This is a genomic window from Halioxenophilus sp. WMMB6 (assembly GCF_033283405.1).
Lineage (GTDB): Bacteria > Pseudomonadota > Gammaproteobacteria > Pseudomonadales > Cellvibrionaceae > Halioxenophilus.
This window is the reverse complement of record NZ_JAWMQR010000002.1, coordinates 1-25438: the sequence shown is the minus strand read 5'-3', so window position 1 is coordinate 25438 and position 25438 is coordinate 1. Positions and strand designations below refer to the sequence as shown.

Sequence of the window (25438 nt, the reverse complement as noted above, 5' to 3'; positions counted from 1 at the left end):
CAAGCTTGACGACCATAAAGTTTGCACCCGTTTTAGCGGGTGCTGCGGTGGGCGGCGCCGAAAATTTCTACGCCCGTTTTGTTGCCGAGATGCAGCGCCGTAGCGACTACTCCATTCGCGCCTTCACCCGTCCAAATCCACGCCGCCAGCAGGTGATGGCGGCCGCGGGTGTCGAGATGGAGCTGTTTCGTTTCGGCGGCCGTTTCAATTTTTGGGACCACTACTTCTATCGTCGGGCACTGCGCCGCTTTGCCCCGGATATCGTCATGACCTTTATGGGGCGGGCGACGTTGCTAACGCCTCCTGGTGACTACAAATTGGTGGCCAGGCTCGGCCACTACTACGACCTGAAATCCTACCGCCACTGCGACTACTGGGTGGGCATCACCCGAGGTATCTGCCGGCATATGATTCAGGGCGGGCTACCCGCCGAGCGGGTGGTGCATATCCCCAACTTCATCGATGAGGTGCGGGCACCGGCCCTGCCGCGGGACAGTTTTCAAACCCCCACCGATCAACCACTACTGCTGGCGTTTGGCCGTTTGCATCGCAATAAGGGCTTTGATGTGTTGCTGAAAGCGCTGGCCAAACTACCCGAAGGGGTGCTCTGGCTGGCGGGCGCCGGGCCGGAGGAGGGCGCCTTAAAAGCGCTGGCGGAGGAGTTGTCGATTACCGACCGGGTCCGCTTTTTGGGGTGGCGGGACGACATCAACGCCCTGCTGGCCACGGCCGACCTGTTTGTCTGTCCCTCTCGCCACGAGGGCTTGGGGAGCATTTTGTTGGAGGCCTGGTATCACCAGTGTCCGGTGGTGGCGGCGGCATCCCAGGGGCCGTCGGAGGTGATCACCCATGGGGTCGATGGCTTGCTGGTACCGATTGATGATGTACAGGCGCTGGTGGCAGCCATCAGCCAAGTGCTGAACGACAGGCCGGCCGCGGCCGAGCTGGTTGCCCAAGGGGCCAGTGCCTACAGTCGCGACTACAGCGTTGAGCGCATCATTGAAAAGTACCAACAGTTTTTTGGAGAAATTACTCAATGATTGCTGTCGGCCTGGGCCTGCTATAGCCACCGGCCGTACAGGGGCGCTTTGAAACGCCCCCGTTTTTTAATTGCTGAGTAATTCCGACAAATTGTAGTGGGCGAATACTCTGGCAATTTTTTCGTCGTTACCACCACGCTTCGCTTTGTTTTTGCGCTTTAAATTGGTTTTCTGCGAGCCGGGAATCAGATGAAAGCGCATGGACCAGTCGCGGTCATCGGCAATCTTAGCGCACAGGGTGCCATTTTTAAGCGACATGGCTTTTAGCCAAATATCGTCGGCATTGGGCGCCAGTTGTAAAAAGAGCTCTTTATTAAAAATATCCGGGTGGAAACAGCCAGGAAAATAGAGCACGCCACCCACTCCCGTAGGGAATATATCCAGCCCGGGCTTTGTTTTACCGGTGTTAAAGTCCCATTGCTTGTAGGGCAGAAGCTTGCCTGAGTCATCGTTTAATATTCGATGTGCCCGGTGGCAGTGAATCATATCAGGCTGCCGCAGATAAGCGCTGTAAAGCTGGGCCACCATATCCATTGGGTAGAGCAGGTCGTCGTCAGCGGTGATGACCAACGCATCGGGGTACTTTTGCAGTGTGTAAAAGAATTTGGTGTAGGGCCCGAGGTCTTCATCCACGTAGACAATTTCCAAACCACGCTGATGTTGCAGCTGCAAACTCACCGGTAACGTTTCCGGTGAAAAATCCTGGGCGGCAACATTCAAAACAATGCGGTCGGCTTTCAAAGTTTGCCGCATTAGGCTCTCAATGGTGAGGCAGACATTATCAATGCGTTTGTCATAGGTGGTCAGGCTGATGACTATCTCGTGCGCACAACTATTACCGACGCCAGGCTCCTTGCCAGCGAGTAACCGTTCTTCCAGTAATAGGCTCAGATTGACCACGCGATTCAATCCAACACTTTCAACTTGCTCTTTATGACGGCGCTTGCGTCGGCGGTTGCGAAACAGGGGGAGTAGTGGTGGCATGAACGAAGGTCTTCCTATTGCGATAATTGCGAGTTGTGAATGAATTTCTTCTTAACAAGTAACTGCACCAGCTGCTCGCTGACGACAAAATGGTAATTGGCGGCCTGCGCTCGAGGCGGTGCGGATAGCAGCTGAGATTCGTCACACCAGCCAATCTCGCCTTTTTGTTGCAGGGCGGTAATGGACTTCTCCAGCTTGTTTAATCGGTTGTGTTTGCGGGAGTTTAGCGCAATCACGCCAACCTGAGCTTGTGTGTTAAGCGCCTCACCCAACATAGAAGCCGAATCGGCGGTTACCCAAATTTGACTGGCGGCGGCCAGTTGTTGCGGCAGCCAGTCGGCCGATAAGGTCTCCACGGCGAAAAACTCGGCGTTACTGCTCTGCTGACAAAACACCTGCAGCAGCTCATCGGTACTTTTGGGGGTGCGCCTGGAGCTGGAGATACGCCACTGAATATCGGGGTATTGGTTGAGCAGTGTTTTAAGTTGAGCCAGTAACCGCTCTTCCTGCCACACAAAGTGGTTGCTCTCACCACCAATTAAAATCAACCCGCGATTGGGCTCGGGGTGGCTGTCGACCACAGAGGAGAGCGCGGTGGGCACCACCAGACGACGTCCGCCGGTGGCAAAGCCATCGTGCTGCGGGGTGATGATTACGTCGAACAGCCACGGCGGCACACTGGTGGGGTTGTGAATTACCACGGCGGCGGCGCCATAGGTGCGTTTGGCGGCGATCGTTGGCCAGTGGGTCAGGCGCCCGGCGGCCAATGCCATATCGGGCTTCGGCAGATGCTTAAGCTCCGGCCAGCGCTTGCTGAGTAGCGCCCGCAAGGTATGCTGTAAACCCGACACGTCTATGTTGACCAACTCGACCGGTAACAGGCGTTGCAGACCTTCCACAAGTGCTTGTGTCTGTTTTTCATGGCCGAGTTTGCCATCAACAAATCGCCAGATCACAAATGGGGAAATTGAATTCATTGCGGTGGCCTTATTGAATTAAGGCATGATTTCGTCAAAGTGGTAAATCGCTGGGTACTCTTCCACCCGTCTCGGGCGCTGGCTATCGGGCTGGTGTATGCACAGCAGGTGGCGTATGCCAAAGTTCTCTGCGGCTTTTAAAATTCGCACGGTATCGTCAATAAAGAGCGTGCGTTCGGGATCAAATTGCTCAATGGCGTGCAGTCTCTGCCAAAATTCCTGGTGTTCTTTGGGGTATTTGAATTGGTGAGAGGATATCACAACGTCCAACCAGCGGTTAATCTGGGTAACTTCCAACTTAAGCTGCAGAGATTGTTGGTGGGCATTGGTAATGAGTACCAGTTTTTTATCCAGTGCCTTCAACGATGCTAGAAAACCTTCAACATAGGGTCGCACGCAAATCTTATGTTGCACCTCCCGTTTCAACTCTCCGACATTGAGCTGCAGTGCCGCTGACCAGTGATCCAGGCAATACCAGTTAAGCGTGCCCTCGTGGCTGCGGAACTGGTGCTCTAACACCCGTTTGGCCTCTTCCCGGCTTAACTTATTTACCTGCGCATAGTGCGCCGGCAGATGTTCCAGCCAAAAATAGTTATCGAAGTGAAGGTCGAGCAAGGTGCCGTCCATATCCAACAAAACAGTGTCGATTTGTTGCCAGTCTATCGAAGGGGGCGAGTGGGGGGGCATGGCATCATTGGTTAATTAAACAAGTGGCGGTAGTATGCCGTTAATCGGGTGAGGATTGAAGTCAGTCAGAAGTCTAACTGTGGCCTTGCCAAAAGCTTTAGAGTGGTAACGCGGTAGCATCCGTAGGCGATGGATCGAGCTATTAGTTAAAGCGAATGTAGTCAAACAGAAAGAGGATTTTTCATGGATAAAGAGCTGTTAGCACAGGTAGTTACTATTTCCCGTACAGCCGGTGAGGCTATTTTAGAGGTATACAATCGGGATTCCGGTTTTAATGTCGATGCTAAAGCTGATAATTCCCCCGTGACTGAGGCCGACCTGGCCGCTCACAAAATTCTGCATCCGGCATTAGAGGCGCTGTTGCCGGGTGTTCCTGTGCTTTCGGAAGAGTCGGCTCTGCCGCCTTTCTCAGAGCGTTCCAGCTGGGATCGCTACTGGATCATTGACCCCTTGGACGGCACCAAGGAGTTTATCAAACGCAACGGTGAATTTACCGTTAATGTGGCGCTGATCGACCAAGGTGTACCGGTACTGGGGGTGGTTTACGTGCCTGTGCTGGATATCACCTACTCCGGCATTAAAGGCCTGGGCGCTTGGAAGGTTAGCCAGGGAGAGGAGCAGGCGATTCAGGTGCGCACGCTGGCCGAGCGCCAAGCCACTGGCCTGCCAATCGAAGTGGTGGCCAGCCGCAGTCACGGTGCCGACGCCGTTGATGCCATGCTCGACAAGCTCACCGCGGCCCTGGGCCCGGTAGATACCAAAAATATGGGCAGTTCGCTGAAGCTCTGCCTGGTGGCTGAAGGGCAGGCCGACCTCTATCCTCGTTTGGCGCTCACCTCCGAGTGGGATACCGCTGCCGCTCAGGCGGTGGTTGAAGCGGCCGGTGGCCAGGTGATGGATATCGACTTTAATGTACTGCGTTACAACACCAAGGACGATATTCTCAACCCCTACTTCTACGTGGTGGGTGATTCCGCCTACGATTGGCCAGCGTTGTTAAGCAACTGATACAGCCAATCGATGAGTCGCCCTGGCAGAAACACTGTGGCTGCCAGGGCGATTAACCTCCAAGTAAGATATCCGTTTCAGTTTTAGCAATGGCTCTTTGCTGCTGGTCGTCAGCAGGGGCCTGAAAACCTGTTATACGCTACTCCAGTGGCGGGTATGACCTGTACACCAAACGTACACCTGCCCCGGCACCTATTATTTGGTGGTTGTGGGGTTGTTGATGATTGGCGCGTCATGGGAAATGTGACCCATTTCCACGCGTATTCCGAAAGGTTAGCGCTATAGTTCATAATCTTTGGCTGCCTGAGGGCGGCCAAGAGTGTATGCTGGGCTGTGGCCCTACAAAACTCAAAACAGCAGAATCAAAAATAAGTCGCTATAACAACAGGTAAAAGGGAAGGGTAAGTCTGGGTAGGTTTCTATCCCATGAGTTATCCGGACAGGTGCAGTGCCATTGACTATGGAGTGCTGTGCCAATGTTCTTCAGGGTTGTATGGACGCAGGGCACATTCGATCGGTTGCCAGATTACCGTTCAGGTAACGGTGCTGATTGTGAGTGATGCCTAGAAGGTGCTGGTCACGCTGCCACTTAGCCACCGCCATCGTTAGTGATTGGCGTGTAGCGAAGATAGCCGCAGCCGCAGGATAAATAGCAAGGTGCCCATCCAGGTATGTCACACGTACTTGGTCGTCCAACTCTCTCCTATGAGGCTAATGTTATGAAAGAGCCGAAAATCCCTGTCAATGTCGATCAGCAGATCTCCGATATGACCAAAAGTCGAATCCAGGCCGAGATCACAAACTTGCAGCGTCAACTTGAGCAGATCAGTATCGATTCCAGTTCGGTCGATTTTGCCATGCTCGAAACCTACAAAGAGATGATTAATTCCCGTCGTCAACTGCTCTCCAATCTACCCTACAGCTTCTAATTCCATTGCCGCCAACCCAAAAGTTGGCGGCAACCATTCATGGTGTGCCGCCTGATTCCTCAGGGGTTTGCGCGTCTTTCCTCCTCTGCCGAGGCACTGTTCCAGCAATTGTCAGAAATGAGCGCTGTGTCATCCTGCAGAGAGTAACTCCGTCTGTTTTCGGCCAGCGGATAGCAATCGGACTGCTAGATTTAAATTGTTGACTGACCTGTTAACTGGCAACCTTTGCATAGGTTGCTTGCCGGTCAGCTGATGGTAATTGGCCATGGGCAATGAATTTCTTCTATTGGGAGTCCCGATTTATGGAACCTGCGCGCAGTTTAGATCCTACCTTTTGGTACGTCGTTAACCATCGTTACAAGCACTTGGTTTATCGCAGCAAAGATCGGGCAAAAGCCAAAGCCTATGCGCTGGCCCGCAACAAGAGTCCATTGGATGAGTCGGAGTACGCGGTGGTCTCCGGCTCCCAGCTGAAGGTACAAGGCCTGGAGTTTGGTGTAAAAAGCCCCGCCGTTAACTGATTTTGGCGGCCATAACCTGGCCGCCAAAACCTCTCACCCGCCATGTCCAAGGGCCGGTTCACCGGGGCCTTGGCATGGATGGCGCAAGCGGCCCCTGGCCTCTGCTGCAAACCCGTCAAAGCAGCGCCAAATCCCCCCTCAATCTTGTTGTAGTAACACCAACAACTGCGTGTTTGTCGTGTTTACTACAGCTCTGTTGGTTTGCTAAACCCCTTATAAATCATTGAGTTATTGGCTCGACTGGGGCGGGCTCACTCTTTGCACCGGATCTACAAAAGCGGGTGTTCCGGCTACAACCCTGGTTGTTGTTCGGTACACCCCCGCCCAAGCCTAAACACAGGGGAAGACCGGTCTATGAAAGCCAAAGAGATTGCAGAACTGCTTGACGAACCCGCGTGTGAACACAACAAAAAATCCAAATCCGGCTGTGCCAAACCCAAGCCGGGTTCGGCCGCAGGGGGTTGCGCCTTCGACGGTGCTCAGATCGCCTTGCTGCCCATTGCTGATGTTGCTCACGTAGTGCATGGCCCCATCGCCTGTGCCGGTAGCAGCTGGGATAACCGGGGTACTCGTAGCAGCGGCCCCGATCTCTTTCGTGTGGGTATGACCACCGACCTCACCGAACAAGACGTGGTAATGGGACGCGGTGAGAAGCGTCTGTTCCACTCCATCAAACAAGCGGTTGAAGATTACAATCCACCTGCTGTATTTGTTTATAACACCTGTGTGCCCGCGCTAATTGGTGATGACATTGATGCCGTGTGTAAAGCCGCACAGGAGCGCTGGGGTGTGCCGGTTGTGCCCATCGACAGCGCCGGCTTCTACGGCACCAAAAACCTCGGTAATCGCATCGCTGCCGACGCGATGGTTAAGCATGTGATTGGCACCCGCGAGCCAGAGCCGATCCCAGGGTTTGCCCATCGCGAAGGCATCAAGGTGCACGATGTAAACCTGGTGGGTGAATACAACATCGCCGGTGAGTTTTGGTTTGTGTTGCCGCTGCTCGATAAGCTCGGCCTACGGGTACTCTGCACCCTCTCCGGTGACGCTCGTTTCCACGAAGTGCAAACCATGCACCGCGCCGAAGTGAATATGATGGTGTGCTCCAAAGCTATGTTGAACGTGGCCCGCAAAATGGAAGACCAATACCAAATTCCTTGGTTCGAAGGCAGCTTCTACGGCATTACCGATACCTCCGAAGCCCTGCGAGGCTTTGCCAAACTCATCAATGATGACGATTTAACTGCACGCACTGAAGCGCTCATCGAGAGCGAAGAGAAGCGCATTCGTGAAGAACTCAATAAATGGCGCCCGCGCTTAGAAGGCAAGCGCGTACTGCTCTTCACCGGCGGTGTGAAATCCTGGTCGGTGATCTCTGCTCTGCAAGACTTGGGCATGAAGGTAGTTGCCACCGGTACCAAAAAGTCCACGGAAGAGGATAAAGCCCGGATCCGTGAGTTGATGGGCGACGACACCCTGATGATCGACGACGGTAACCCGAAAGAGCTGCTGCGCATCGTAAAAGACTACCAGGCCGACATACTCATCGCCGGTGGCCGCAACATGTACACCGCGCTCAAAGCCCGTGTGCCCTTCCTCGATATCAACCAAGAGCGCGAATTTGGCTACGCCGGTTACGACGGCATGCTGGAATTGGTGCGCCAGCTGACATTGACGCTGGAGAGCCCGGTGTGGAACGCCGCCCGCAGCAAAGCGCCCTGGGAGAGCAGTGTCGCAGAGCCGGCCACAGTCGGGCTGCCGTTAACCGCCAGCAACGAACCCGCAGCCAATGACGTGGTGGAGGCCTGATATGACCGAAGTCATCAAACGCAAGAAAGCCCTTTCAGTTAGCCCTTTAAAAGCGAGCCAAACCGTCGGTGCCTCTCTGGCGTTTTTGGGCTTCTCCCGGGCTATGCCGATCATGCATGGCTCGCAGGGTTGTACAGCCTTCGCCAAGGTCTTCTTTGTGCGCCACTTCCGCGAGCCGATTCCCCTGCAGACCACCGCCATGGACCAGGTGAGTTCCGTGATGGGCGCCGACGAAAACATTGTCGAGGCGCTGAAAAACATCTGCGAAAAGAACTCACCCAGCATTCTCGGCATGGTGACTACCGGCTTGGCTGAGACGCAGGGGGCCGACGTGCACGGCTCGGTTAAGCGGTTCAAGGCCAAGTACCCGCAGTTTGAAAACAACCATGTGGTGTCGGTCAATACCCCCGACTTTACCGGCAGCTTCGAGAGCGGTTTCGCGCTGGCACTGAAAGCGATTCTGGAAACCCTGATTCCGCAAACCTACTTTCCGGCCAATGGCGACGAGCCCGAGCGCACCCGCGCCGGCGTTCGCAAAAAACAGGTCAATGTTCTCTGCCATGCCAATCTCACCCCGGGTGACCTGGAGTACATCGTTGAGAGTATCGAGAGTTTCGGCCTGCGCGCCATGTTGATTCCCGACCTCTCCGGCTCTCTCGACGGCCACCTCTCCGATGAAGCCTACAACCCGTTGACCACCGGTGGCCTGTCGGTGGCCGACCTGCAAACCGCCGGCGAGAGCGCGGCCACCCTGGTGGTGGGCGACTCCATCAAAGCGGCCGGTAAGGTGATGCTGGAGCGCACCGGCGTGCCCAGCCACCACTTTCCCCATCTGATGACGTTGGAAGCCGTCGACCAATGGTTGGCCACGTTATCGGAGATCAGTGGCCAGGGTGTCGCTGTGAAATGGCAGCGCCAGCGTCAGCAGCTGCAGGATGCCATGCTCGATACCCACTTTATGATCGGCACCACCCGTGTGGGTATCGCCGCCGACCCCGACCTGGTGACCGCCTTCGACGCACTGATGACCGCCATGGGTGCGGAAATGTCAGCGGTGGTGATACCGGCCAAGACCAAAACCATGGGCAAGCTCTCTGTCGACTCGGTGCAGGTCGGCGACCTGGAGGACCTGGAAAATATCGGCAAAGAGAAAGGGGTGGATATGTTGATTGGCAACTCCCACGCCTCGGCCAGTGCCGAGCGCCTGCATGTCCCTTTGTTGCGAGTCGGTTTCCCCCAATACGATCTGTTGGGTGGTTTCCAGCGTTGCTGGTTCGGTTATCGCGGTATTCAAAATACCCTGTTTGATATCGCCAATATGAAGTTGGCGCACCACCAGGATATCCAGCCTTACCACTCTGTTTATTCCCAAAAACCGGAAGCGCAGGCGATCTATCAGAATCTGGGAGAGCGAGGTCCCAACGTCTGGGGAGGTCATTGAGGTGAGCGGATTAAAGCGAAGTTTGTCGGTGGTGACCGATGAACCCCAGGAGCCACTGATGAAAGTGGCCTTCGCCTCCTCTGATCAGAAGCATGTCGATCAACATTTTGGTTCGGCGCTGGAGTTTGTCATATACGGTATCAACCCGGACAGCAAAGTGCTGTTGTCGCTGGCCGAGTTTGAAGCCATCGGCAGCGATGAAAACGAAGCCAAACTGGCGGAAAAACTGGCCATTCTTGAAGACTGCATTGCGGTCTACTGCCGCGCCTGTGGTGCCTCGGGCGTGCGTCGGCTGCTGGATATTGGTGTGCAGCCGGTAAAGGTGGTTGAGGGGGCTCTGATCGAAGACCTGATCGATGCCTTGCAAGCCGAGTTACGTCAGGGGCCGTCCAGCTGGTTGGCCAAGGCGATGACAAAAAGCACTTTAAACATCTCCCGTTTCAATGAAATGGAGATGGAAGGCTGGGATGAATAACCGCCGGCTGAATTAGCAACCCGAACAATCTCAATTAATGGAGACAAACTCATGAGTGAAGCCGTAGAAATATCAGAAAGCGTTATGGAGCACCCATTCGTACGCCAAATGGTTATTCAGTTACGCGCCATGGACAGCTATGGCACTTACGATAACTGGAGCGACGAGAAGGTCATCAACCCGCTGGTTTTAACTAAAGAGCGCAAACGCGAAATTCCAGTGGTGGGTGATCCCGATGAAGTGATCGTTGCGCGCTTGAAGGCTTACTACAACGCACTCTCTTCGCTGATTGAAAAAGAGTGTGGCCTGATGGCGGTGCCTGTGGTCAACCTCACTCACGAAGGTTTTGGTCGCGCGTTTATCGTGGTCGGCAAATTAATTGCGATGGATAAAACCCTGCGCGACGTTCACCGTTTCGGCTTTCCAACCATGGAAAAAATGATCGAAGAGGGTGAAAAAATTGTCAGCAAGGCAGCTGGATTGGTTAACGAGCATCGCACGGTAGCCGAGTTGTAATCGTCGCTGAATAACAGCGCAATGTTAGCTTTTGTTGGAGGGCAAGATCATGACTGAAGATGAATTAAAAGCTCTGAAAAAACAGGTGAGCAAGAAAAAACGTATTGCCACTGAGCTGGCTTCCGCGGTGCACGATTTGGTGGAAGACTCCCTGTGGACAGACTACAACAAGCTGGGTGAACTGGCCGAGCAAACGGCTGCGGCCTGCCGCGAGTGGGATGAAGCCAACAAAAAACTGGAAGCTGAATCCGCCACCGCCTAGTGCTTTGGCTTAGCCCAGCTATTGGAAGTTAGTCGTTTGAAGTAACGGTTGTTGGTGCTGAAATCAAGCTGTCATTGAGCTGTTCCAAAGAGTCGCTCAAGGTCGAACCGGCGCCTTAATTTGTAAATTATTCCCCGGCATTGTTGTCGCCGGGTGAAGCCCGACAGGAGGTGAATATGCCTAAGCCAGAGCGGCATGTATTTGTATGTGGTCAAGTCCGCCCGGAAAATCATCCTCGCGGTAGTTGCGGGCACACCGGTGCTCCCCAGGTGTTTCAGGCCTTTGGTGCTGCACTTACCAAGAGCGGCTTGCTCGGTAAAGTTGCGCTGACCAATACCGGTTGTTTGGGTCCATGTCAGGTGGGTACCAATGTTTTGGTCTATCCGGAAGGCACTATGTATACCCAGGTGCAAGCGGAGGATGTTGGTCAAATCGTTGAGCAACATCTGTTGAAAGGTGAGCCTGTGGTTGAGAAGCTGGCACCGGCCGAGGTTTGGTAAATCTAGGATTGGATAGCAAGCAAATGAGCGACGCAGACGTCAGTAATGTGCAGTTTATCGGGGGCGAGCGTAACTATTTTTCACGCAAAATCCCCGCCGAATTGGCTCTGGAGTTGAACCGCCTGCTGGAACTGGACTTCGCCAAAAACGATGGCCGCTCCGAGGTGCGGGGCAACCAGTACCTGGAGAGCCGTTTGTTGGCTATCCGCGACCAGTGGCCAGGTTGTGTTGATCCCTATATCGCCTTGTTCAAATTCTACTTTCGTGTAGCGCGCTATGTGGAAGCTGAACGGATTGTCTGGTCAGCCATGCGTATGATTGCCGAGCGCAACGGCTTCAGTCACAACTATCGGCGCTTAAAAAGTTGCACCATTGATTGGCTAAGCCATGACTCTGATCAGCGCCACTTTCTTTTTTGTCTGAAAGCTCTGGGTGTTATTCGCCTGCGTCGGGGCAAAGTATTTCTGGCCAAGACAGTGCTCAGCAAATTGGCGGAGCTGGATCCGCACGATGAAATTGGTGGCGGTAATTACCTTTATATTGCCGAATCTTTTTAAGCGGAGAGTGCCATGCCTGCATCGACTGAAACCGACAGCCAAACCAACGCAGTGTTTGAGCGTGAAAAAAAGTTGTTGGTTGAAATCTGGCAGGCGCTACGCCTGCGCCTGACCGATACCGGTATGGAGGACGCACTGAATGTGATCCCCCGCCCGGAACTGGCCCAATATCGACTGCAGGTCGACCCTTTCGACGGCAGTGAAACTCTGGTGGGAACCTGGCTGGATACACACGGCAGCCAGACCGGCGAAGTGCAGATTCGGCCCAATGGCAGCGTCTATGCTGAGGTGGACGTGGTGCGCGACCACCCCAACGATGTCCGCTGGTTTGTGGAGTCGGTGACGGCCTGGGGCAATCGTCAGGAGATCAAAACCGAACTCAGGTTGCTACCGGCGATCTAGTGTCAACGGGCCCTAGCCAGCGCCACCCGTAATCGTTGCTGCCGACGCCTGCCAGAATCACGTGCGACTCAGTTGTGCTGTCTGCTAACGCTGTCTGCGGGCAAGCACGCCGGCAACTAGCCTAAAACCCCGCTCTTCTATGGATAGAAAAATCAAACGGGCTACTCGGCGTCCCGCGGGGCGCTCAACTTTCTGTAGTTTGCGCCTTGGCGTGGCCGCTATGCGCTCCCTGGCCAAGAGATTCTGCGGTTCGGAAAAAGCAGCCCGGCCGATTGCCGTTGGTTTCCGTTGGGTGCAGGTGTGTGGTCATTTGTGTGGTTATTGTCGGTGCGGCTGTGACCACCAAAAAAGGGCACCGTTGTAAAGCTGTTAGGTGCCGCTGAAAATAGGCAGGCCGTGGCTTTAGACTCCGGCTGCAAATTAATCCCGACTGCGAGCGGTGGCAGTGAACTACATAGCGTGTCGGGTCAGTTATAGTGTCAACCGCTGTGTGGCTTTATCGACAGGCCCCCACAGCCAAATCTATAAGAGCGACAAGCCATGAACGTCAATAGCGATTCGCTACCCCTGCGATTTGTTATCCACCACATTCACCCCACCAGTGCCCGTCTGCGCTTTTTGTTGTCGCCGTTAACTCATATTGTCTGGCCGACGGCCTTGCCAAAGCTCTCGGAATTACTGGATGCCCGCGATTCCCAACACTGTTTAGCACTGCATCCCGCCCAGTATCTGAAACAATTGTCGCAAAGCTTACAAATTGACCCCAAGCTGTTCTCCATTGTGCCGGAGTTTCGACAATGGGTGGATACACCCGGGGCAAAGTTGCCTATCTACCTGGTGAAAGTGGAACAGGAACAGCCCTTTGCCGCCCCGGAGGGGTGCCGCTGGATCGAGTTGCCCGACTGCTTCGCACTAGAAGGCATAGAGCGGCTGATTATGCGTTGCGTTTACGACTTTTTGCTGGGCCACGACAATTAATCACTGGCCGACTGCAAGCCGATAAAACCAATAAACGATACATTTCCAGCGCGGTTGAGCCCACGTTGCTCAACTGGCGCGATATTACGCCAGCCGTCAAACACCCGAGCCGTCAAACACCCGAGCCGTCAAACCCCCGAGCCGCCAGTAACCGGTCCACTCTTGTGGCCAGGTTATCGGCAGCCAGGTGAGCCGGTGCCAGCTTTACCCACCATCAACAACCTCGTCGCTGCCAGTGGGCAGGGCTGGCGAAGTAACCGGCCACGCCTGCGGCGTGTGTCGTGAATGCGACTCTGTTGCTAATGCGACGCGATTGTTAGTGTCCCAGGGTGTCGGGAATCACCTCGATATCCTCTGGCCAACAACCAATGGGAGGGCCCAATTCTGTGCCGTCGGCGGCATTTTCAAACTTCACCAGGAAGACCTCCTGGTCCTCGTTCTCCTCCAAGTGACCGAAATTGATCACCACGCCACGAGTTCCGGCCTTGACCAATAATGCGTCTTCCTCGTAGTCCGGGAAGCTGCCGTCGTTGTGGATGTCGCGGGTGGCTAAGATGGTATCGCCGGGTTGTAACTGATACTGAGGCATCACTGGCTCCTATTTTGTCGGAAGTACTACAAACCTGTGTTTGAAGTCGTTTTCTACACACCTAACTGCGTAGTGCTGGCTATTTAATTCATTGATTTTCATCAAAAAAAATAAAGAAAAGGTGTGTGGTATAGCCATTGCACCACCTCTCTTACGAATCCTCATCGATGCCAACCGGCATTGAATGATTCCAACGGAAGACGAAATTGGGTTTAGCAAACACTTTGCCACGAGAGGAGAAGTACAGATGGTTATCTTGACTGATAGCGCAGTACAGGCGGTGACTCGTTTTATTCAGAACAGTGAAAAAAATATCGCAGGCTTACGTATTAAGGTCGATGGCGGTGGCTGCTCCGGTTTCCAATACGGTTTGCGCTTGGAAGACAGCATTGCCGAAGACGATACCGTGCAGGAAGTTAATGGCATCAACCTGGTTATTGACAAAGCCAGCGAGCCTCTGTTGGCCGGAGTGACCGTAGATTTTATCGATGGTATGGAAGGTAGTGGTTTTAAATTCGAAAACCCCAATGCAACAGCCAGCTGTGGTTGTGGCAAGTCGTTTTCTGCTTAGTGGCGAAGCATCATAACTATAGTCAGCCCACGATTTAACCGTACTCCGTTGGTGGGATAACCGCGTTGAGAGAATGGCAAGCCAGCGAGAAAAAACCAAATTAAGCTTCCTGTTCTAATCGGCTAGCAGACAGGACTTACAAACAGATTTTTGGAGGATTAGCCATGTGGGATTATTCTGAGAAGGTTCAAGAGCATTTCTTTGACCCAAGAAATGCTGGTGCAGTAGCTGACGCAAACGCCGTTGGTGATGTTGGTTCGATTAGCTGTGGCGATGCCCTGCGATTAACCTTGAAAGTTAACCCAGAGAACGAAGTCATCGAAGATGCTGGGTTCCAAACATTTGGCTGTGGTTCAGCTATTGCGTCCTCCTCGGCGCTCACTGAAATGATCAAAGGTCTGACTCTCGATGAAGCCCTGAAGATCTCCAACCAAGATATCGCCGACTATCTCGACGGCCTGCCCCCTGAAAAAATGCACTGTTCCGTTATGGGCCGTGAAGCTCTGCAGGCCGCTGTCGCCAACTACCGCGGCGAAGAGTGGAAAGACGACCACGAAGAGGGTGCTCTGATCTGTAAATGTTTCGCCGTCGATGAAGTGATGGTGGAAGAGACCATTCGTGCCAATAACCTGCATACCGTGGAAGAGGTGACCAACTACACCAAAGCGGGTGGCGGTTGTTCTTCTTGTCACGAAGCCATCGAAGCCGTGCTTACCCGCGTGCTGGCCGAAGCCGGTGAGAGCTTTGTTGCCGCCGGTGTTGGCAAAGCCGCCGCCGCTGCTCCTGCACCCGCGCCCGTTGCTGCCGCCAAGCCCAGCAAAGCCAGCGGTATGCTGAAGAAAATCAAAATCATCGAAATGGTTTTGGATTCAATCCGTCCTAACCTGCAAGCGGACGGCGGCGACGTTGAACTGGTGGATGTAGACGGCAAAATTATCTACGTGCACCTGACCGGCGCCTGTAGTGGTTGCCAAATGGCCGCGATGACGTTAGGTGGTATTCAACAGCGTTTGATTGAGGAGTTGGGTGAGTTCGTGAAGGTTCTGCCTGACACCGAAATGCCAGTTGCAATGGAAGGAGCCTAATCATGTCGGATATCTACCTGGACAACAATGCAACAACCATGGTGGATCCCGCCGTGGTTGAAGAGATGCTGCCATACTTCTCCGAGCAGTTTGGCAACCCATCTTCACTGCACAGTTTTGGTAACAAGGTTGGTCAAGCGGTAAAAAAAGCACGCAAGCAGGTGCAAAAACTCCTGGGTGCGGAATTTGATTCAGAAATTATTTTCACATCATGTGGTTCTGAAGCCGACTCCACCGCCATTATGTCTGCTCTGCGTGCCCAGCCGGATCGCAAAGAGATTATCACTACTGTGGTAGAGCACCCGGCGGTACTCAACCTGTGTGAGCACCTGGAGACCGAAGGTTACACGGTTCATAAATTGAAAGTGGATCGTCAGGGTCGTCTGGATATGGACGAGTACAAAGCGGTATTGAGTGACAAGGTCGCTGTCGTCAGTGTGATGTGGGCCAACAACGAGACCGGCACTATCTTCCCCATCGAAGAGATGGCTACCCTGGCCAACGAGGCCGGTGTTATGTTTCACACCGATGCCGTGCAAGCAGTTGGTAAAATTCCCATCGATCTGGAAAACAGTGATATCCACATGCTGTCGCTTTCCGGCCACAAACTGCACGCACCCAAAGGTGTGGGTGTGCTCTACCTGAAGCGCGGTACCCGTTTCCGTCCGCTGCTGCGTGGTGGGCACCAGGAGCGTGGTCGTCGTGCCGGTACAGAAAACGTCACCAGTATTATCGCTTTGGGTAAAGCCTGTGAAATGGCTGCCGAACACATGGAGTTTGAAAACACCCAAGTGAAGGCCATGCGCGATCGTCTGGAAGAGGGCATTCTGGCCGCGGTTCCCAACTGCTTTGTGAATGGCGACCTCGAAAACCGCCTGCCCAACACCGCCAGTATCTCGTTTGAGTACATCGAAGGTGAAGCGATTCTGTTGCTGTTGAACAAGGTCGGTATTGCTGCTTCCAGTGGTTCTGCCTGTACTTCCGGTTCCCTGGAGCCTTCACACGTGATGATGGCGATGGGTCTGCCCTATACCGCCGCCCACGGCACTACTCGTTTCTCTCTCTCCCGCTACAACACTATGGAAGAGATTGAGCGCGTAATCGCCGAAGTGCCTCCGATTGTAGCTAAATTGCGCAAGCTCTCACCCTACTGGGGAGAAAACGGTCCGGTGGAAAATCCGGAAGAGAGCTTCGCACCCGTATACGCCTAGTTTGCGTCTTTGCTTCCCAGTCGGAATCGCTGGGAAGTTTTTTTGATCTCCTTTGAAGTGCTCAACTGAAAAAGAGCGGTTTGCTTTGCGGCCCCTTAACCGGGGCTTTTTTTCCTTTACCGAACCCAATCCCTCGTTTTTTTCCCGCCTCACAAGCCAATATCACCACTGCCACAGGCCAATCTTGGGCTGTTTGTTACATTTGCTACAAACGCACAAAGTGTCAATGCGGGCTTTTCGTGTGAGGTTTGTGACAATCGCGCTCCGGTTGTTGTTTTTGTTGGCTGTGAAAGCGTTTCGGCAAATTTAACTTGTTGAAATTATTGATAAATATTTTCTGGAATGGGGGTTGCAATAACGCGTTAACAGGCCCGAACCCTTGCTGGTGAGGCGCAATTGGCCGTGGCATTAAGCCAAGATTTTTGCAGGTGATTTATGAAGGCAACCGTAATTATCGATGACACTACCCTACGCGATGGTGAACAGAGCGCGGGCGTTGCTTTCAGTACCGAAGAGAAGCTCACCATCGCCAGTAAGTTGGATGCCATGGGTGTGCCGGAGCTCGAAATTGGTATCCCGGCTATGGGTGATGACGAACGCGAGGTGATGCGAGCGATTGCCGGCCTTAATCTCAACGCCCGCCTGTTGGCCTGGTGTCGCATGGCCGACACCGACTTGGCCGCGGCCAAAACCACCGGCGTAGACATGGTCGATCTCTCGATTCCGGTCTCCACTCAGCAAATTCACTTCAAGTTGAATATCACCCCCGAGCAGGTGATTGAGCGTATCCACCGGTTGGTGGCCAAGGGCTGCGACGAAGGTTTTGAGATTTGTGTGGGCATGGAAGACGCCTCGCGCGCCGATGCCGACTTCCTCGCGCGAGTGGCCGAAGCCGCACAAAGCGCCGGTGCCAAGCGTCTGCGCTTCGCCGATACCCTGGGCACCCTAGACCCCTTCGCCACCTACAAAAAAATTGCACATCTGCGCTCCGTGTGTGACATGGACTTGGAGATGCACGCCCACGACGACTACGGTTTGGCCACTGCCAATACCCTGGCCGCCGTTGCCGCTGGTGCCACCCACATTAATACCACCGTCAACGGGTTGGGTGAGCGAGCCGGTAATGCGCCGATGGAAGAGCTGGTTATGGCGCTCAAGCATCTGCACGGCATCGACACCGGCATCAATCCCCAGGCGATTGCCGATGTCTCCAACTATGTGGCCATCGCCTCCAACCGCCCGGTGGCCTGGCAAAAAAGTATTATCGGAGCCGGTGTCTTCATGCACGAGGCCGGTATCCACGTCGATGGCCTGCTGAAAGATCGGCGCAACTATCAGGCGCTGGATCCCATGGAGTTGGGCCGCGACCACAGTTTTGTGCTGGGTAAGCACTCTGGCCGAGCGCATCTGAAACAACACATTCAGCTGTTGGGTATAGAACTCGATGACTACAGCTTGCAGCAATTGCTGCTGAAAGTGCGCCGCTACTGCAGCGAATTTAAATGCAGCCCCAGTGAAGAAGTTTTACGGGCGATGTGTGAAGAGTTTGTGTTGGTTTCACCATCATCCAGCTTAGGTGAAAGTGCTTAGTAATTAATTTCACAAGCCGGGCGACCAGCCCCCATCAGGAAATTTCGATATGAGTGACGCGATTGAAAGCAATACAGTAGCTAGCTCGAAGGATGTCAAAATCGGTGTGATGGCACACTGGCGCGAAGATGTGAACTGTGCCTTTGAGCGGGACCCGGCCGCCCGTACCCGGTTTGAATTAATTACCACCTACCCCGGTATTCAGGCGGTGGCGCTGCACCGTATCAGCAACCGTTTATGGAATCGTGGTTGGCGCTATCTGCCGCGCCTTATCTCCTTTGTCGGCCGGGTGTTGACCAATGTCGATATCCATCCTGCCGCCACCATCGGCCGTCGCTTTTTTATCGACCACGGTGCTTGCGTGGTGATTGGCGAAACCTCCATCATCGGCGACGACGTCACCCTCTATCATGGCGTTACCCTGGGCGGTACCAGCTGGAACAAGGGGCGTCGCCACCCCGAGTTGTGTGACGGCGTTATGGTTGGCGCTGGTGCCAAAATACTGGGTGCTATTTGCGTGGGTCGCAACGTCCGCGTCGGTGCCAACTCGGTAGTGGTGCAGGATGTTCCCGATGACTGCACCGTGGTTGGTATTCCCGGCAAGATTGTCGCCGGTGCCGGTAAAAGCCGCTCCACCAATCACCAGGCGGTGGCCGAACGTCACGGCATCGATCTTGATCATCATCTGATCCCCGATCCGGTAGGCAAGGCGCTGGAGTGTGTACTCTCCCGGCTGGATTTTCTTGAACAAAAATTTCTGGACGCTGGCCATATCAATGCTGATCTGCCGGCCGCCAACTGCGAGCCCGCGTGCGAAGCCATATGCGATCCCGTTGAAGCGGTACCTGCCAGCGATTACGACTGTGGCTGTAGCGTAGGCCAGTACACACCATTACCAATGGTGCGTGGCAAACGCCGGTCAGAAAAAAGAGCAACACAATAACGCTTATTAAAAGCGAGCATTAGTTAAATTCGTTGGGCGCGAAAAGACTAAAGAAAAATCTGACCGATTCAGGATGAAACAGTCAGAACAACTCTGAAAAATTACCGCGTTTGACGTTGAACATTAGCCAACTTATCAAGTGTTGGGTTTTGGAGGTGATAATGGATCTGCACGACTTCTCCGGCGGTGAAATGTACTTCGATGAAAGTCTACCGGCCGAAGTTTCAAAATTAATAGACAGCGCCTCAGAGGCGTATGCCGAAGGCAATGCTGAATACCCTCTGTTGCGCGCCTACTTTCTGGCTCCTGAGAGCCTGACGGTATTGGTTTCGCTCTACCGCTTTTACTACTACCAGCACCGCTACGTGGATGCCCTGCATTGTGCCGATAAAGCCATGGCTATCTCCTCAGCGAAATTGGAGATGGATATTCCCTGGCAGAAGCTGGATATGCAGACGCTGGCTTACGGTTTGATGAACTCCATGACTTTGGTGCGATTCTATCTGATGACCCTAAAAGGGGCTGGTTATCTCAACCTGCGTTTGGATAATGTCGACCTCGGTGTACAGATGTTGGAAAAAGTTCTCGAGCTGGATAAAGAAGACCGACTGGGCACCGGCTATCTGCTGGCAACCGTGGAAGGTTATCAACGCCGTAAAAATGCCAATTTTGGCAAGCTCACAGTAGTGGCATAAAGTTTGAAGGTTTTTTAAAGGATTGTAGCGGTAAATAGTTGTTCGTAGGCAGTGCCAGAAGGCACGCCGCCGCCGCTTAACTGAAGTGATTAATACGTTGTTAATTTAGCAGCGGGTGATCCAAAAGGGAGCGGCGGTTTAAGCGAACCGCTACCGTAAAAATGGTTTTTTATCGCGGATTTACCGGTTGCTGTGTTGGGCCGGGTGTGATCAGGAAAATTTCGCAGCGCGGCTGGATTATCGGCCAATTTAAATCTCACAAGGCAGAGGTGGTGTTATGACCGTCGAATTTTTGGAAGACCTGGAAGAGCTGAGCTCCGCAGAAGATTTTCTCGATTATTTTGAAATTGAGTACGACCAGACCGTCGTGTTTGTTAACCGCCTGCACATTATGCAGCGTTACCATGACTACCTGACCAAAGGCCAGGATGCTCTGCCGGAAGCGGTGGCAGAGAACGAAGAGGCGCTTAAGGCTATCTACAAAAACCTGCTGACTCGCGCCTATCTGGATTTTGTTGAGTCTGACGCGCTGACTGAAAAAGTATTTAAAGTTTTCAAAATGCACGAGCCGCAGACGGGCTTTGTCTCAGTTGAGTCACTCCTGGAATCTTAATTGCTTTGTTAATAGGAAGAGGTAGTTGACGCTATGAAACCTCGCTACGAATACGGCACTGAAGTTCGCTTAACACGTAACGTGCGCAATGATGGCACCTATCCCGGTGAAGAGGTAGGCACTCTACTGGTGCGCCGAGGTGAAGTTGGTGCAATCTACGATGTGGGCAGCTACTTGCAGGATCAAATCATCTATCGTGTTTTTTTTCTGGAAGCCGGTAAAACTGTCGGTTGCCGGGAAGAGGAACTGATTCGGGCAGATGATCCTTGGGTGCCCAACAAATTCGAGTTTCGTGAAAAAGTCTATGCTGCCCGCACTCTGGCGATGGGCGGTGAAGTTATCGCCGAGCAAGGGGATATTGGCGAAATTGAAAAAATCGTCAAAGACGAAACTTCTGTCTCCTATCACGTGCGTTTTCACGGTCGCGTCTTTCTGATGCCGGAAGCGGTGCTTACTGAAGAGCCGCCGGCAGAAGAAAACGCTGAATCCAGCGCTCATTAACCGCGACGAGGTGGGTTTGCAATGACAGCAACGGTAGCTCCCAACTCAGATCTGCGCTACGCGACTCTCCAGGTGGCGGTTGCCCAATTTGGCGATAGTCTCACCAAATTGACGGATGAGGAGCGCGAGCAGGTGGAGAAAATTGCACAGGCACAGGTGGCCCTGCAATCCAAAGTGCTGCGTAGCCCCGAAGCCGCCCACGTGGTGGTGACACCGGAGCAGGTGGAGAGTGAAATCAACAGTATTTCGGCACGCTTCAATAACACCGAAGAGTTTGTCGAAACGCTGAGTAATTTTGAGCTCGACCTCGACGCCTTCCGTCGGGCGGTAACCGCCAACCTGCGGGTGGATGCCACCATGGAGATGGTGGCGGCCAGCGCCGATGGCTGTTCCGAAACGGACGCCAAGCTCTACTACTATATGAACCCGGATAAATTTTTTCGGGCTGAGACCCGCCAGGCGCGCCACGTTTTAATCACCATCAATCCCGACTTCCCGGAAAACTGCCGCGAGGAGGCCTTCAAACGGGCCACCCAGATTGCCATGCGTTTGCAGAAAAAGCCCAAACGCTTTGCTGAGCAGGCCATCAAATATTCCGAGTGCCCGACGGCTATGAATGGCGGTGAATTGGGGCGAGTGAAAAAGGGGGTGCTCTTCCCCAGTATCGAAAATGTGCTGTTTTCCATGAAAGCCGGCGAAGTCAGTGATGTGATTGAATCGCCTATTGGTTTTCACGTACTGATGTGCGATTCCATCTCTCCCGAGGGGCCGGTACCACTTGCCGAAGTACTGCCCTCTATTGTTGAAAAACTTTCGGATCGAAACCGCAAAGTTCGGCAACGCGCCTGGCTTAAATCGCTCTGATTTAGGCCGGCACCCTCAAGCTTTAGTCGCAGTAACGCGACTAGTCAACGAACGGACGAGGTCTAGCCTATGACAGATGCTACCAATAAAGCTCAGTGTTCATTTTGTGGCGTGGAGAAATCTCCGGAAGTGCCGCTGATTTCAGGCAACAATGGGATGATCTGCGAAGGTTGTGTCAGTCTGGCCCACCAGGTGGTCTCCAGTTGGGGGCGCAAAAAACAGTGCGCCACCATGATCAATAGCTTGAAAACTCCGCTGGAAATTAAGGAACACCTCGATGGTTATGTGATCGGCCAGGACGAAGCCAAAGAGACCCTCTCGGTCGCGGTCTACACCCACTACCTGCGCCTGTTAAATCAGGGCGACGATGAGCAGGATCTCAACGCCGACACCGGCGCTGAATTGGAGAAATCCAACGTGCTGATGGCCGGCCCCTCCGGTACAGGTAAAACCCTGCTGGTGAAAAGTTTAGCGCGCATTATTGGTGTGCCTATTGTCATCGCCGATGCCACCACCCTCACTCAGGCCGGCTATGTCGGTGATGATGTCGACAGTGTGCTGCAGCGATTGCTGGAGGCGGCCGATGGCGATGTGAATCGTGCCGAGTGGGGTATTGTCTACATCGATGAGATCGATAAGCTGGCGCGCACCAGCAACGGTGCCGCGGCGGTGCGCGATGTCTCCGGTGAAGGGGTACAACAGGCACTGTTGAAAATGGTCGAAGGCAGCCAGGTGAAACTGACCAAGGGCGACAAACGCCGCGGTGGTGAAGAGGTGATGATCGACACCACCAATATTCTGTTTATTGTCGGTGGCGCCTTCCCCGGTTTGGATAAAATTGTCTCCGAGCGGATTCAGCCGAGCAAACGTTCTATCGGTTTTTCCGCCAGCAATATGGTTAGCGAAAGCAGCAAAAAATCCAACAATGAACTGCTGGCCATGATGAGCCCGGAAGATTTCCAGATGTTTGGCATTATTCCGGAATTTATCGGCCGCTTCCCCATCATCACCTTCCTGCAAGAGCTCGATATCGACGCGCTGTTGCGCATTCTGCAGGAGCCTAAAAATGCCCTGGTGCGCCAGTACCGGCAGCTGTTTAAATACCAAGGGGTGAAGCTGGAGTTCACCGACGCTGCGCTGCGCCGCATCGCGCAAAAAGCGTTGGACCGTGGCACCGGTGCCCGGGGATTGCGTGGCATTATGGAGAGCGTACTGCGCAAAACCATGTTCGATCTCCCCTCCAAAACCGGTATCAGCACCTGCATTGTTGATGAGAAAGAGGTCAACGACGCGGCGGAATTTATCGTCGAGGAGATTCTGGGTTCATCGGAAGAGATGGAGCACAACCACGCCAGTCACAGTCACGATGACGACTCTGAGATGGTGTTAAGCAATAAAAACTGAGCGGTTATTGCGCAGATAAAAAAAACAGGGCTTTAATAGCCCTGTTTTTTTATCTGTCCGGTGTGTGTAATGGTGGGGTTAGAGACAATTCTTGTAGTAGTCGCAGTTATGATTGGGGCGGCGTGGCTGCTGCCGGCCGCAATACTGACCAGCCGAGTTGGACGGCGAGAGAATTTACCCCTGCCACTGAAACAGCAGCTCATAAAAGGAGTCTGGTTGGTGCCAGTGGTTGGCAATATTGTCTGCTACCTGTTTGTTGCGAAAATAGGCGAGCTAAAACCTTTAACGGAAAATGAGCATCGAAACCTATGGCGAGCTTACCGGAACTCAAAATAGTTGCTGGCATGGCTTACCCGAACAGACAGCCACTTCAGGGAAAATAAATCCCCTCACCAACGTAAATCCACACGCTAAATTAAAGGCGCAGGCTTACGCCCCAACTCCCTGGGCACACGATACGGACGAGAATTAAATAGCGGTTCTGCTTGAGTTGAATGGTCTCGCGCCTCCATGTTCCCAAGTTTAGAATGTGGGAAGGTTTAAACCCGGTAACCCTCTTCCATCAGCACCTGGCGTACCAGCGGCCGTTTCAGCATGGCCTGGTAGTGTTGCTGACACGCCTCGGGCAGTGGAATATCACTGCGCACCGCCCAAAACTCCACGTAGAAGAGGGCGGCATCGGCCAGGCTGAACTGCCCACAGGCATAGAGGCCGGCGTCGATATTGGCTTGAATCTGCCCGGCCACCCACTCAAAGGCAGTGATCACCATCGCTTTACCCTGTTCGTACAATAGGGGTTCCTGCACGCCGGGCTCGGCGTCGCCGACAAAATAGTTGCTGGGGGTAAAGATGCGGGTAAAGGCCTGGCCGTGGATGTGGTTAACCGCGTAGCTGAGCAGGTCGAGCATCCGCGCCTGGGCAACGGGGTCGGTGGGAATCAACCCTTTTTTGGGATAGGCCGAACCCAGCCACCAGGCGATCTCGAGGAAGGAGGTTAACGGTTGGCCATTGTTTAACACCAGTACCGGAATGGTACCGCGCGGGTTGATAGCGCGGAATTCCGGCGTGTGTTGATCGCCCTTCACCAGGTTGACGATGTTGGCACTGAACACCAGCTCCAGCTCCTCCAATAAAATGTGGATACCGGTGGTGCAGGAGCCGGGGGTCATATAGAAATTCAACACGTTAGTCATCCTCGCTGGTGGATTTATCTTTCTTGGGCAGCACCCCTTCGCTTCGCATCCGCCCTTTAAATTTTTTCATCACCGGCCGCGAGATTTGGGTCTCTGCCAATACCCGCTGTTCGTAGATCGCCATAATCTTCTCTTCGGCAATCTGGCTGCGGTCGCACTCCAGAAACGGGGTGATAAAGGTGTGATAGTCGTCGCCCAGGTGGTGGCCGGGTAGATGTTTGGTGGCGCGGTAGAGCGCCTCCATGGTCACCTTCTCATGGGGCGGCATCTTGCACTTGCCATCGAGTATTTTCAGCATCACTGCGGTTATACAGTCGCACTCCGGCGGCTCGAGCGTGATGGCTGCCAGCAACGGCTGCAGGCGAAGGTTTTCCTCGGCGAGCGAGGGCAGGGGCGTGGCCAGTTCAGTCATTTCGGTTTTGTGGGCTTTGTTACCAATTTGGGGGTTTTACGGCATGCAAATCAGGCTGCTGCAAGGAGTGTTCCGCGCTTTTGCCCAGGTGTTACGGTCAGCCCTTACCCGGAGGCGCGACCGACGGTGGCCTCTGTGCCAAATTCCATCTCCGTGATGATTGCGTCCATCGCGGGCGATCGCCGATCGCCCCTACGAAATATCACTCGCTCCGGTGTTGTGCTCTTACCGTCGGGGGGCCGGCGGTGGCCTCTGTGCCAAATTCTATCTCTGCGGTGGTGGACCTTGCGGGCGATCGCCGATCGCCCCTACGAAATATCACTCGCTCCGGTGTTGTGTTCTTACCGTCGGGGGGCCGGCGGTGGCCTCTGTGCCAAATTCTATCTCTGCGGTGGTGGACCTTGCGGGCGATCGCCGATCGCCCCTACGAAATATCACTCGCTCCGGTGTTGTGCTCATACTGTCGGGGGACCGGCGGTGGCCCCTGTGCCAAATTCTATCTCTGCGGTGGTGGACCTTGCGGGCGATCGCCGATCGCCCCTACGAAATATCACCCGCTCCGGTGTTGTGCTCTTACCGTCGGGGGGCCGGCGGTGGCCTCTGTGCCAAATTCTATCTCTGCGGTGGTGGACCTTGCGGGCGATCGCCGATCGCCCCTACGGAATATCATCCGCTCCGGTG

Annotated in this window: 29 protein-coding genes; 23 read left to right on the top strand and 6 right to left on the bottom strand. The window is 53.9% G+C overall.

The features are described from left to right. Positions 1-5: 5 nt before the first annotated feature. Positions 6-1040 carry a glycosyltransferase gene (locus SBL51_RS05905; RefSeq protein ID WP_317929969.1) on the top strand — a complete coding sequence of 345 codons (1035 nt, stop codon included), beginning with the start codon at positions 6-8 and terminating at the stop codon, positions 1038-1040. 66 nt (positions 1041-1106) lie between these two features. Here the strand turns inward: SBL51_RS05905 and SBL51_RS05900 are convergent, their stop codons facing one another. From SBL51_RS05900 to yrfG, 3 genes are read right to left on the bottom strand one after another with little or no spacing between them, the layout of a single operon-like run. After that, positions 1107-2024 (bottom strand): hypothetical protein, encoded by a 918-nt coding sequence (locus SBL51_RS05900; RefSeq protein ID WP_317929968.1) that lies wholly within the window; start codon positions 2022-2024, stop codon positions 1107-1109. Between the two features lie 14 nt (positions 2025-2038). Continuing rightward, positions 2039-3001, bottom strand: coding sequence for an ELM1/GtrOC1 family putative glycosyltransferase (locus tag SBL51_RS05895; RefSeq protein ID WP_317929967.1), 963 nt, complete (start codon positions 2999-3001; stop codon positions 2039-2041). Between the two features lie 18 nt (positions 3002-3019). Further along, complete coding sequence (yrfG, locus tag SBL51_RS05890) at positions 3020-3688, bottom strand: GMP/IMP nucleotidase (RefSeq protein WP_317929966.1); 669 nt, start codon at positions 3686-3688, stop codon at positions 3020-3022. A gap of 183 nt (positions 3689-3871) precedes the next feature. Here yrfG and cysQ point away from each other — a divergent pair, with 183 nt between their 5' ends. From cysQ to SBL51_RS05830, 12 genes are all read left to right on the top strand, one after another. Further along, positions 3872-4696, top strand: coding sequence for a 3'(2'),5'-bisphosphate nucleotidase CysQ (cysQ, locus tag SBL51_RS05885; RefSeq protein WP_317929965.1), 825 nt, complete (start codon positions 3872-3874; stop codon positions 4694-4696). A gap of 671 nt (positions 4697-5367) precedes the next feature. Further along, positions 5368-5625: a hypothetical protein gene (locus SBL51_RS05880; RefSeq protein WP_317929964.1), complete on the top strand. Its 258-nt coding sequence runs from the start codon at positions 5368-5370 to the stop codon at positions 5623-5625. 302 nt (positions 5626-5927) lie between these two features. Beyond that, positions 5928-6146: a hypothetical protein gene (locus SBL51_RS05875; protein ID WP_317929963.1), complete on the top strand. Its 219-nt coding sequence runs from the start codon at positions 5928-5930 to the stop codon at positions 6144-6146. Between the two features lie 354 nt (positions 6147-6500). After that, complete coding sequence (nifE, locus tag SBL51_RS05870; RefSeq protein WP_317929962.1) at positions 6501-7955, top strand: nitrogenase iron-molybdenum cofactor biosynthesis protein NifE; 1455 nt, start codon at positions 6501-6503, stop codon at positions 7953-7955. A gap of 1 nt (position 7956) precedes the next feature. After that, a complete protein-coding gene (nifN, locus tag SBL51_RS05865) occupies positions 7957-9396 on the top strand; it encodes a nitrogenase iron-molybdenum cofactor biosynthesis protein NifN (protein WP_317929961.1) in 1440 nt (479 codons plus the stop codon). A gap of 1 nt (position 9397) precedes the next feature. Next, complete coding sequence (locus SBL51_RS05860; RefSeq protein WP_317929960.1) at positions 9398-9871, top strand: NifB/NifX family molybdenum-iron cluster-binding protein; 474 nt, start codon at positions 9398-9400, stop codon at positions 9869-9871. A gap of 51 nt (positions 9872-9922) precedes the next feature. Further along, positions 9923-10387 (top strand): NifX-associated nitrogen fixation protein, encoded by a 465-nt coding sequence (locus SBL51_RS05855; protein WP_317929959.1) that lies wholly within the window; start codon positions 9923-9925, stop codon positions 10385-10387. A gap of 49 nt (positions 10388-10436) precedes the next feature. Further along, positions 10437-10649 (top strand): CCE_0567 family metalloprotein, encoded by a 213-nt coding sequence (locus SBL51_RS05850; RefSeq protein WP_317929958.1) that lies wholly within the window; start codon positions 10437-10439, stop codon positions 10647-10649. A 176-nt stretch (positions 10650-10825) separates the two neighbouring features. Then, positions 10826-11149, top strand: coding sequence for a (2Fe-2S) ferredoxin domain-containing protein (locus SBL51_RS05845; protein WP_317929957.1), 324 nt, complete (start codon positions 10826-10828; stop codon positions 11147-11149). A gap of 23 nt (positions 11150-11172) precedes the next feature. Beyond that, the gene (locus SBL51_RS05840; RefSeq protein ID WP_317929956.1) at positions 11173-11706 is read left to right on the top strand and encodes a hypothetical protein; all 534 of its coding nucleotides are present in this window, start codon (positions 11173-11175) and stop codon (positions 11704-11706) included. 12 nt (positions 11707-11718) lie between these two features. Further along, the gene (locus SBL51_RS05835) at positions 11719-12108 is read left to right on the top strand and encodes a hypothetical protein (RefSeq protein WP_317929955.1); all 390 of its coding nucleotides are present in this window, start codon (positions 11719-11721) and stop codon (positions 12106-12108) included. Positions 12109-12648: 540 nt separating this feature from the next. Next, positions 12649-13086, top strand: coding sequence for a hypothetical protein (locus SBL51_RS05830; RefSeq protein WP_317929954.1), 438 nt, complete (start codon positions 12649-12651; stop codon positions 13084-13086). Between the two features lie 316 nt (positions 13087-13402). Here SBL51_RS05830 and SBL51_RS05825 read toward each other — a convergent pair whose 3' ends face one another. After that, a complete protein-coding gene (locus SBL51_RS05825; RefSeq protein WP_317929953.1) occupies positions 13403-13675 on the bottom strand; it encodes a nitrogen fixation protein NifZ in 273 nt (90 codons plus the stop codon). Between the two features lie 247 nt (positions 13676-13922). Here SBL51_RS05825 and SBL51_RS05820 point away from each other — a divergent pair, with 247 nt between their 5' ends. From SBL51_RS05820 to clpX, 10 genes are all read left to right on the top strand, one after another. Then, positions 13923-14246 (top strand): iron-sulfur cluster assembly accessory protein, encoded by a 324-nt coding sequence (locus tag SBL51_RS05820; protein WP_317929952.1) that lies wholly within the window; start codon positions 13923-13925, stop codon positions 14244-14246. Between the two features lie 164 nt (positions 14247-14410). Continuing rightward, positions 14411-15331, top strand: coding sequence for a Fe-S cluster assembly protein NifU (gene nifU / locus SBL51_RS05815; protein ID WP_317929951.1), 921 nt, complete (start codon positions 14411-14413; stop codon positions 15329-15331). Between the two features lie 2 nt (positions 15332-15333). After that, positions 15334-16542, top strand: coding sequence for a cysteine desulfurase NifS (nifS, locus tag SBL51_RS05810; RefSeq protein WP_317929950.1), 1209 nt, complete (start codon positions 15334-15336; stop codon positions 16540-16542). Between the two features lie 435 nt (positions 16543-16977). Then, complete coding sequence (gene nifV, locus SBL51_RS05805; RefSeq protein WP_317929949.1) at positions 16978-18132, top strand: homocitrate synthase; 1155 nt, start codon at positions 16978-16980, stop codon at positions 18130-18132. A 49-nt stretch (positions 18133-18181) separates the two neighbouring features. Continuing rightward, the gene (gene cysE / locus SBL51_RS05800; protein WP_411860463.1) at positions 18182-19075 is read left to right on the top strand and encodes a serine O-acetyltransferase; all 894 of its coding nucleotides are present in this window, start codon (positions 18182-18184) and stop codon (positions 19073-19075) included. Between the two features lie 161 nt (positions 19076-19236). After that, a complete protein-coding gene (locus SBL51_RS05795; RefSeq protein WP_317929948.1) occupies positions 19237-19770 on the top strand; it encodes a hypothetical protein in 534 nt (177 codons plus the stop codon). A gap of 277 nt (positions 19771-20047) precedes the next feature. Next, on the top strand, positions 20048-20383 hold the full coding sequence (gene nifW / locus SBL51_RS05790) for a nitrogenase-stabilizing/protective protein NifW (protein ID WP_317929947.1): 336 nt from the start codon (positions 20048-20050) through the stop codon (positions 20381-20383). 33 nt (positions 20384-20416) lie between these two features. Next, positions 20417-20884: a nitrogen fixation protein NifZ gene (locus tag SBL51_RS05785; RefSeq protein ID WP_317929946.1), complete on the top strand. Its 468-nt coding sequence runs from the start codon at positions 20417-20419 to the stop codon at positions 20882-20884. A gap of 21 nt (positions 20885-20905) precedes the next feature. Then, positions 20906-21748 (top strand): nitrogen fixation protein NifM, encoded by an 843-nt coding sequence (nifM, locus tag SBL51_RS05780; RefSeq protein ID WP_317929945.1) that lies wholly within the window; start codon positions 20906-20908, stop codon positions 21746-21748. A 69-nt stretch (positions 21749-21817) separates the two neighbouring features. Further along, positions 21818-23152, top strand: coding sequence for an ATP-dependent Clp protease ATP-binding subunit ClpX (clpX, locus tag SBL51_RS05775; RefSeq protein ID WP_317929944.1), 1335 nt, complete (start codon positions 21818-21820; stop codon positions 23150-23152). Between the two features lie 539 nt (positions 23153-23691). On the opposite strand, the gene SBL51_RS05770 is transcribed toward clpX, so the two are convergent. Together SBL51_RS05770 and SBL51_RS05765 are read right to left on the bottom strand one after the other, a co-directional pair. Next, positions 23692-24336: a glutathione S-transferase family protein gene (locus tag SBL51_RS05770; RefSeq protein WP_317929943.1), complete on the bottom strand. Its 645-nt coding sequence runs from the start codon at positions 24334-24336 to the stop codon at positions 23692-23694. A 1-nt stretch (position 24337) separates the two neighbouring features. Then, positions 24338-24757, bottom strand: a complete 420-nt coding sequence (locus SBL51_RS05765) for a hypothetical protein (RefSeq protein WP_317929942.1) — start codon at positions 24755-24757, stop codon at positions 24338-24340. Positions 24758-25438 lie beyond the last annotated feature (681 nt).

Bases quoted from the DNA above. Each gene is read 5' to 3' on its own strand.
- nifM (WP_317929945.1), top strand. From the start codon at position 20,906: ATGACAGCAACGGTAGCTCCCAACTCAGATCTGCGCTACGCGACTCTC.
- SBL51_RS05900 (WP_317929968.1), bottom strand. From the start codon at position 2,024: ATGCCACCACTACTCCCCCTGTTTCGCAACCGCCGACGCAAGCGCCGT.
- yrfG (WP_317929966.1), bottom strand. From the start codon at position 3,688: ATGCCCCCCCACTCGCCCCCTTCGATAGACTGGCAACAAATCGACACT.
- nifE (WP_317929962.1), top strand. From the start codon at position 6,501: ATGAAAGCCAAAGAGATTGCAGAACTGCTTGACGAACCCGCGTGTGAA.
- clpX (WP_317929944.1), top strand. From the start codon at position 21,818: ATGACAGATGCTACCAATAAAGCTCAGTGTTCATTTTGTGGCGTGGAG.
- SBL51_RS05830 (WP_317929954.1), top strand. From the start codon at position 12,649: ATGAACGTCAATAGCGATTCGCTACCCCTGCGATTTGTTATCCACCAC.
- SBL51_RS05820 (WP_317929952.1), top strand. From the start codon at position 13,923: ATGGTTATCTTGACTGATAGCGCAGTACAGGCGGTGACTCGTTTTATT.
- nifN (WP_317929961.1), top strand. From the start codon at position 7,957: ATGACCGAAGTCATCAAACGCAAGAAAGCCCTTTCAGTTAGCCCTTTA.
- nifV (WP_317929949.1), top strand. From the start codon at position 16,978: ATGAAGGCAACCGTAATTATCGATGACACTACCCTACGCGATGGTGAA.
- SBL51_RS05765 (WP_317929942.1), bottom strand. From the start codon at position 24,757: ATGACTGAACTGGCCACGCCCCTGCCCTCGCTCGCCGAGGAAAACCTT.
- SBL51_RS05795 (WP_317929948.1), top strand. From the start codon at position 19,237: ATGGATCTGCACGACTTCTCCGGCGGTGAAATGTACTTCGATGAAAGT.
- SBL51_RS05880 (WP_317929964.1), top strand. From the start codon at position 5,368: ATGTCACACGTACTTGGTCGTCCAACTCTCTCCTATGAGGCTAATGTT.
- nifU (WP_317929951.1), top strand. From the start codon at position 14,411: ATGTGGGATTATTCTGAGAAGGTTCAAGAGCATTTCTTTGACCCAAGA.
- SBL51_RS05840 (WP_317929956.1), top strand. From the start codon at position 11,173: ATGAGCGACGCAGACGTCAGTAATGTGCAGTTTATCGGGGGCGAGCGT.
- SBL51_RS05785 (WP_317929946.1), top strand. From the start codon at position 20,417: ATGAAACCTCGCTACGAATACGGCACTGAAGTTCGCTTAACACGTAAC.
- cysE (WP_411860463.1), top strand. From the start codon at position 18,182: ATGAGTGACGCGATTGAAAGCAATACAGTAGCTAGCTCGAAGGATGTC.
- SBL51_RS05835 (WP_317929955.1), top strand. From the start codon at position 11,719: ATGCCTGCATCGACTGAAACCGACAGCCAAACCAACGCAGTGTTTGAG.
- cysQ (WP_317929965.1), top strand. From the start codon at position 3,872: ATGGATAAAGAGCTGTTAGCACAGGTAGTTACTATTTCCCGTACAGCC.
- nifS (WP_317929950.1), top strand. From the start codon at position 15,334: ATGTCGGATATCTACCTGGACAACAATGCAACAACCATGGTGGATCCC.
- SBL51_RS05875 (WP_317929963.1), top strand. From the start codon at position 5,928: ATGGAACCTGCGCGCAGTTTAGATCCTACCTTTTGGTACGTCGTTAAC.
- SBL51_RS05845 (WP_317929957.1), top strand. From the start codon at position 10,826: ATGCCTAAGCCAGAGCGGCATGTATTTGTATGTGGTCAAGTCCGCCCG.
- SBL51_RS05895 (WP_317929967.1), bottom strand. From the start codon at position 3,001: ATGAATTCAATTTCCCCATTTGTGATCTGGCGATTTGTTGATGGCAAA.
- nifW (WP_317929947.1), top strand. From the start codon at position 20,048: ATGACCGTCGAATTTTTGGAAGACCTGGAAGAGCTGAGCTCCGCAGAA.
- SBL51_RS05825 (WP_317929953.1), bottom strand. From the start codon at position 13,675: ATGCCTCAGTATCAGTTACAACCCGGCGATACCATCTTAGCCACCCGC.
- SBL51_RS05850 (WP_317929958.1), top strand. From the start codon at position 10,437: ATGACTGAAGATGAATTAAAAGCTCTGAAAAAACAGGTGAGCAAGAAA.
- SBL51_RS05855 (WP_317929959.1), top strand. From the start codon at position 9,923: ATGAGTGAAGCCGTAGAAATATCAGAAAGCGTTATGGAGCACCCATTC.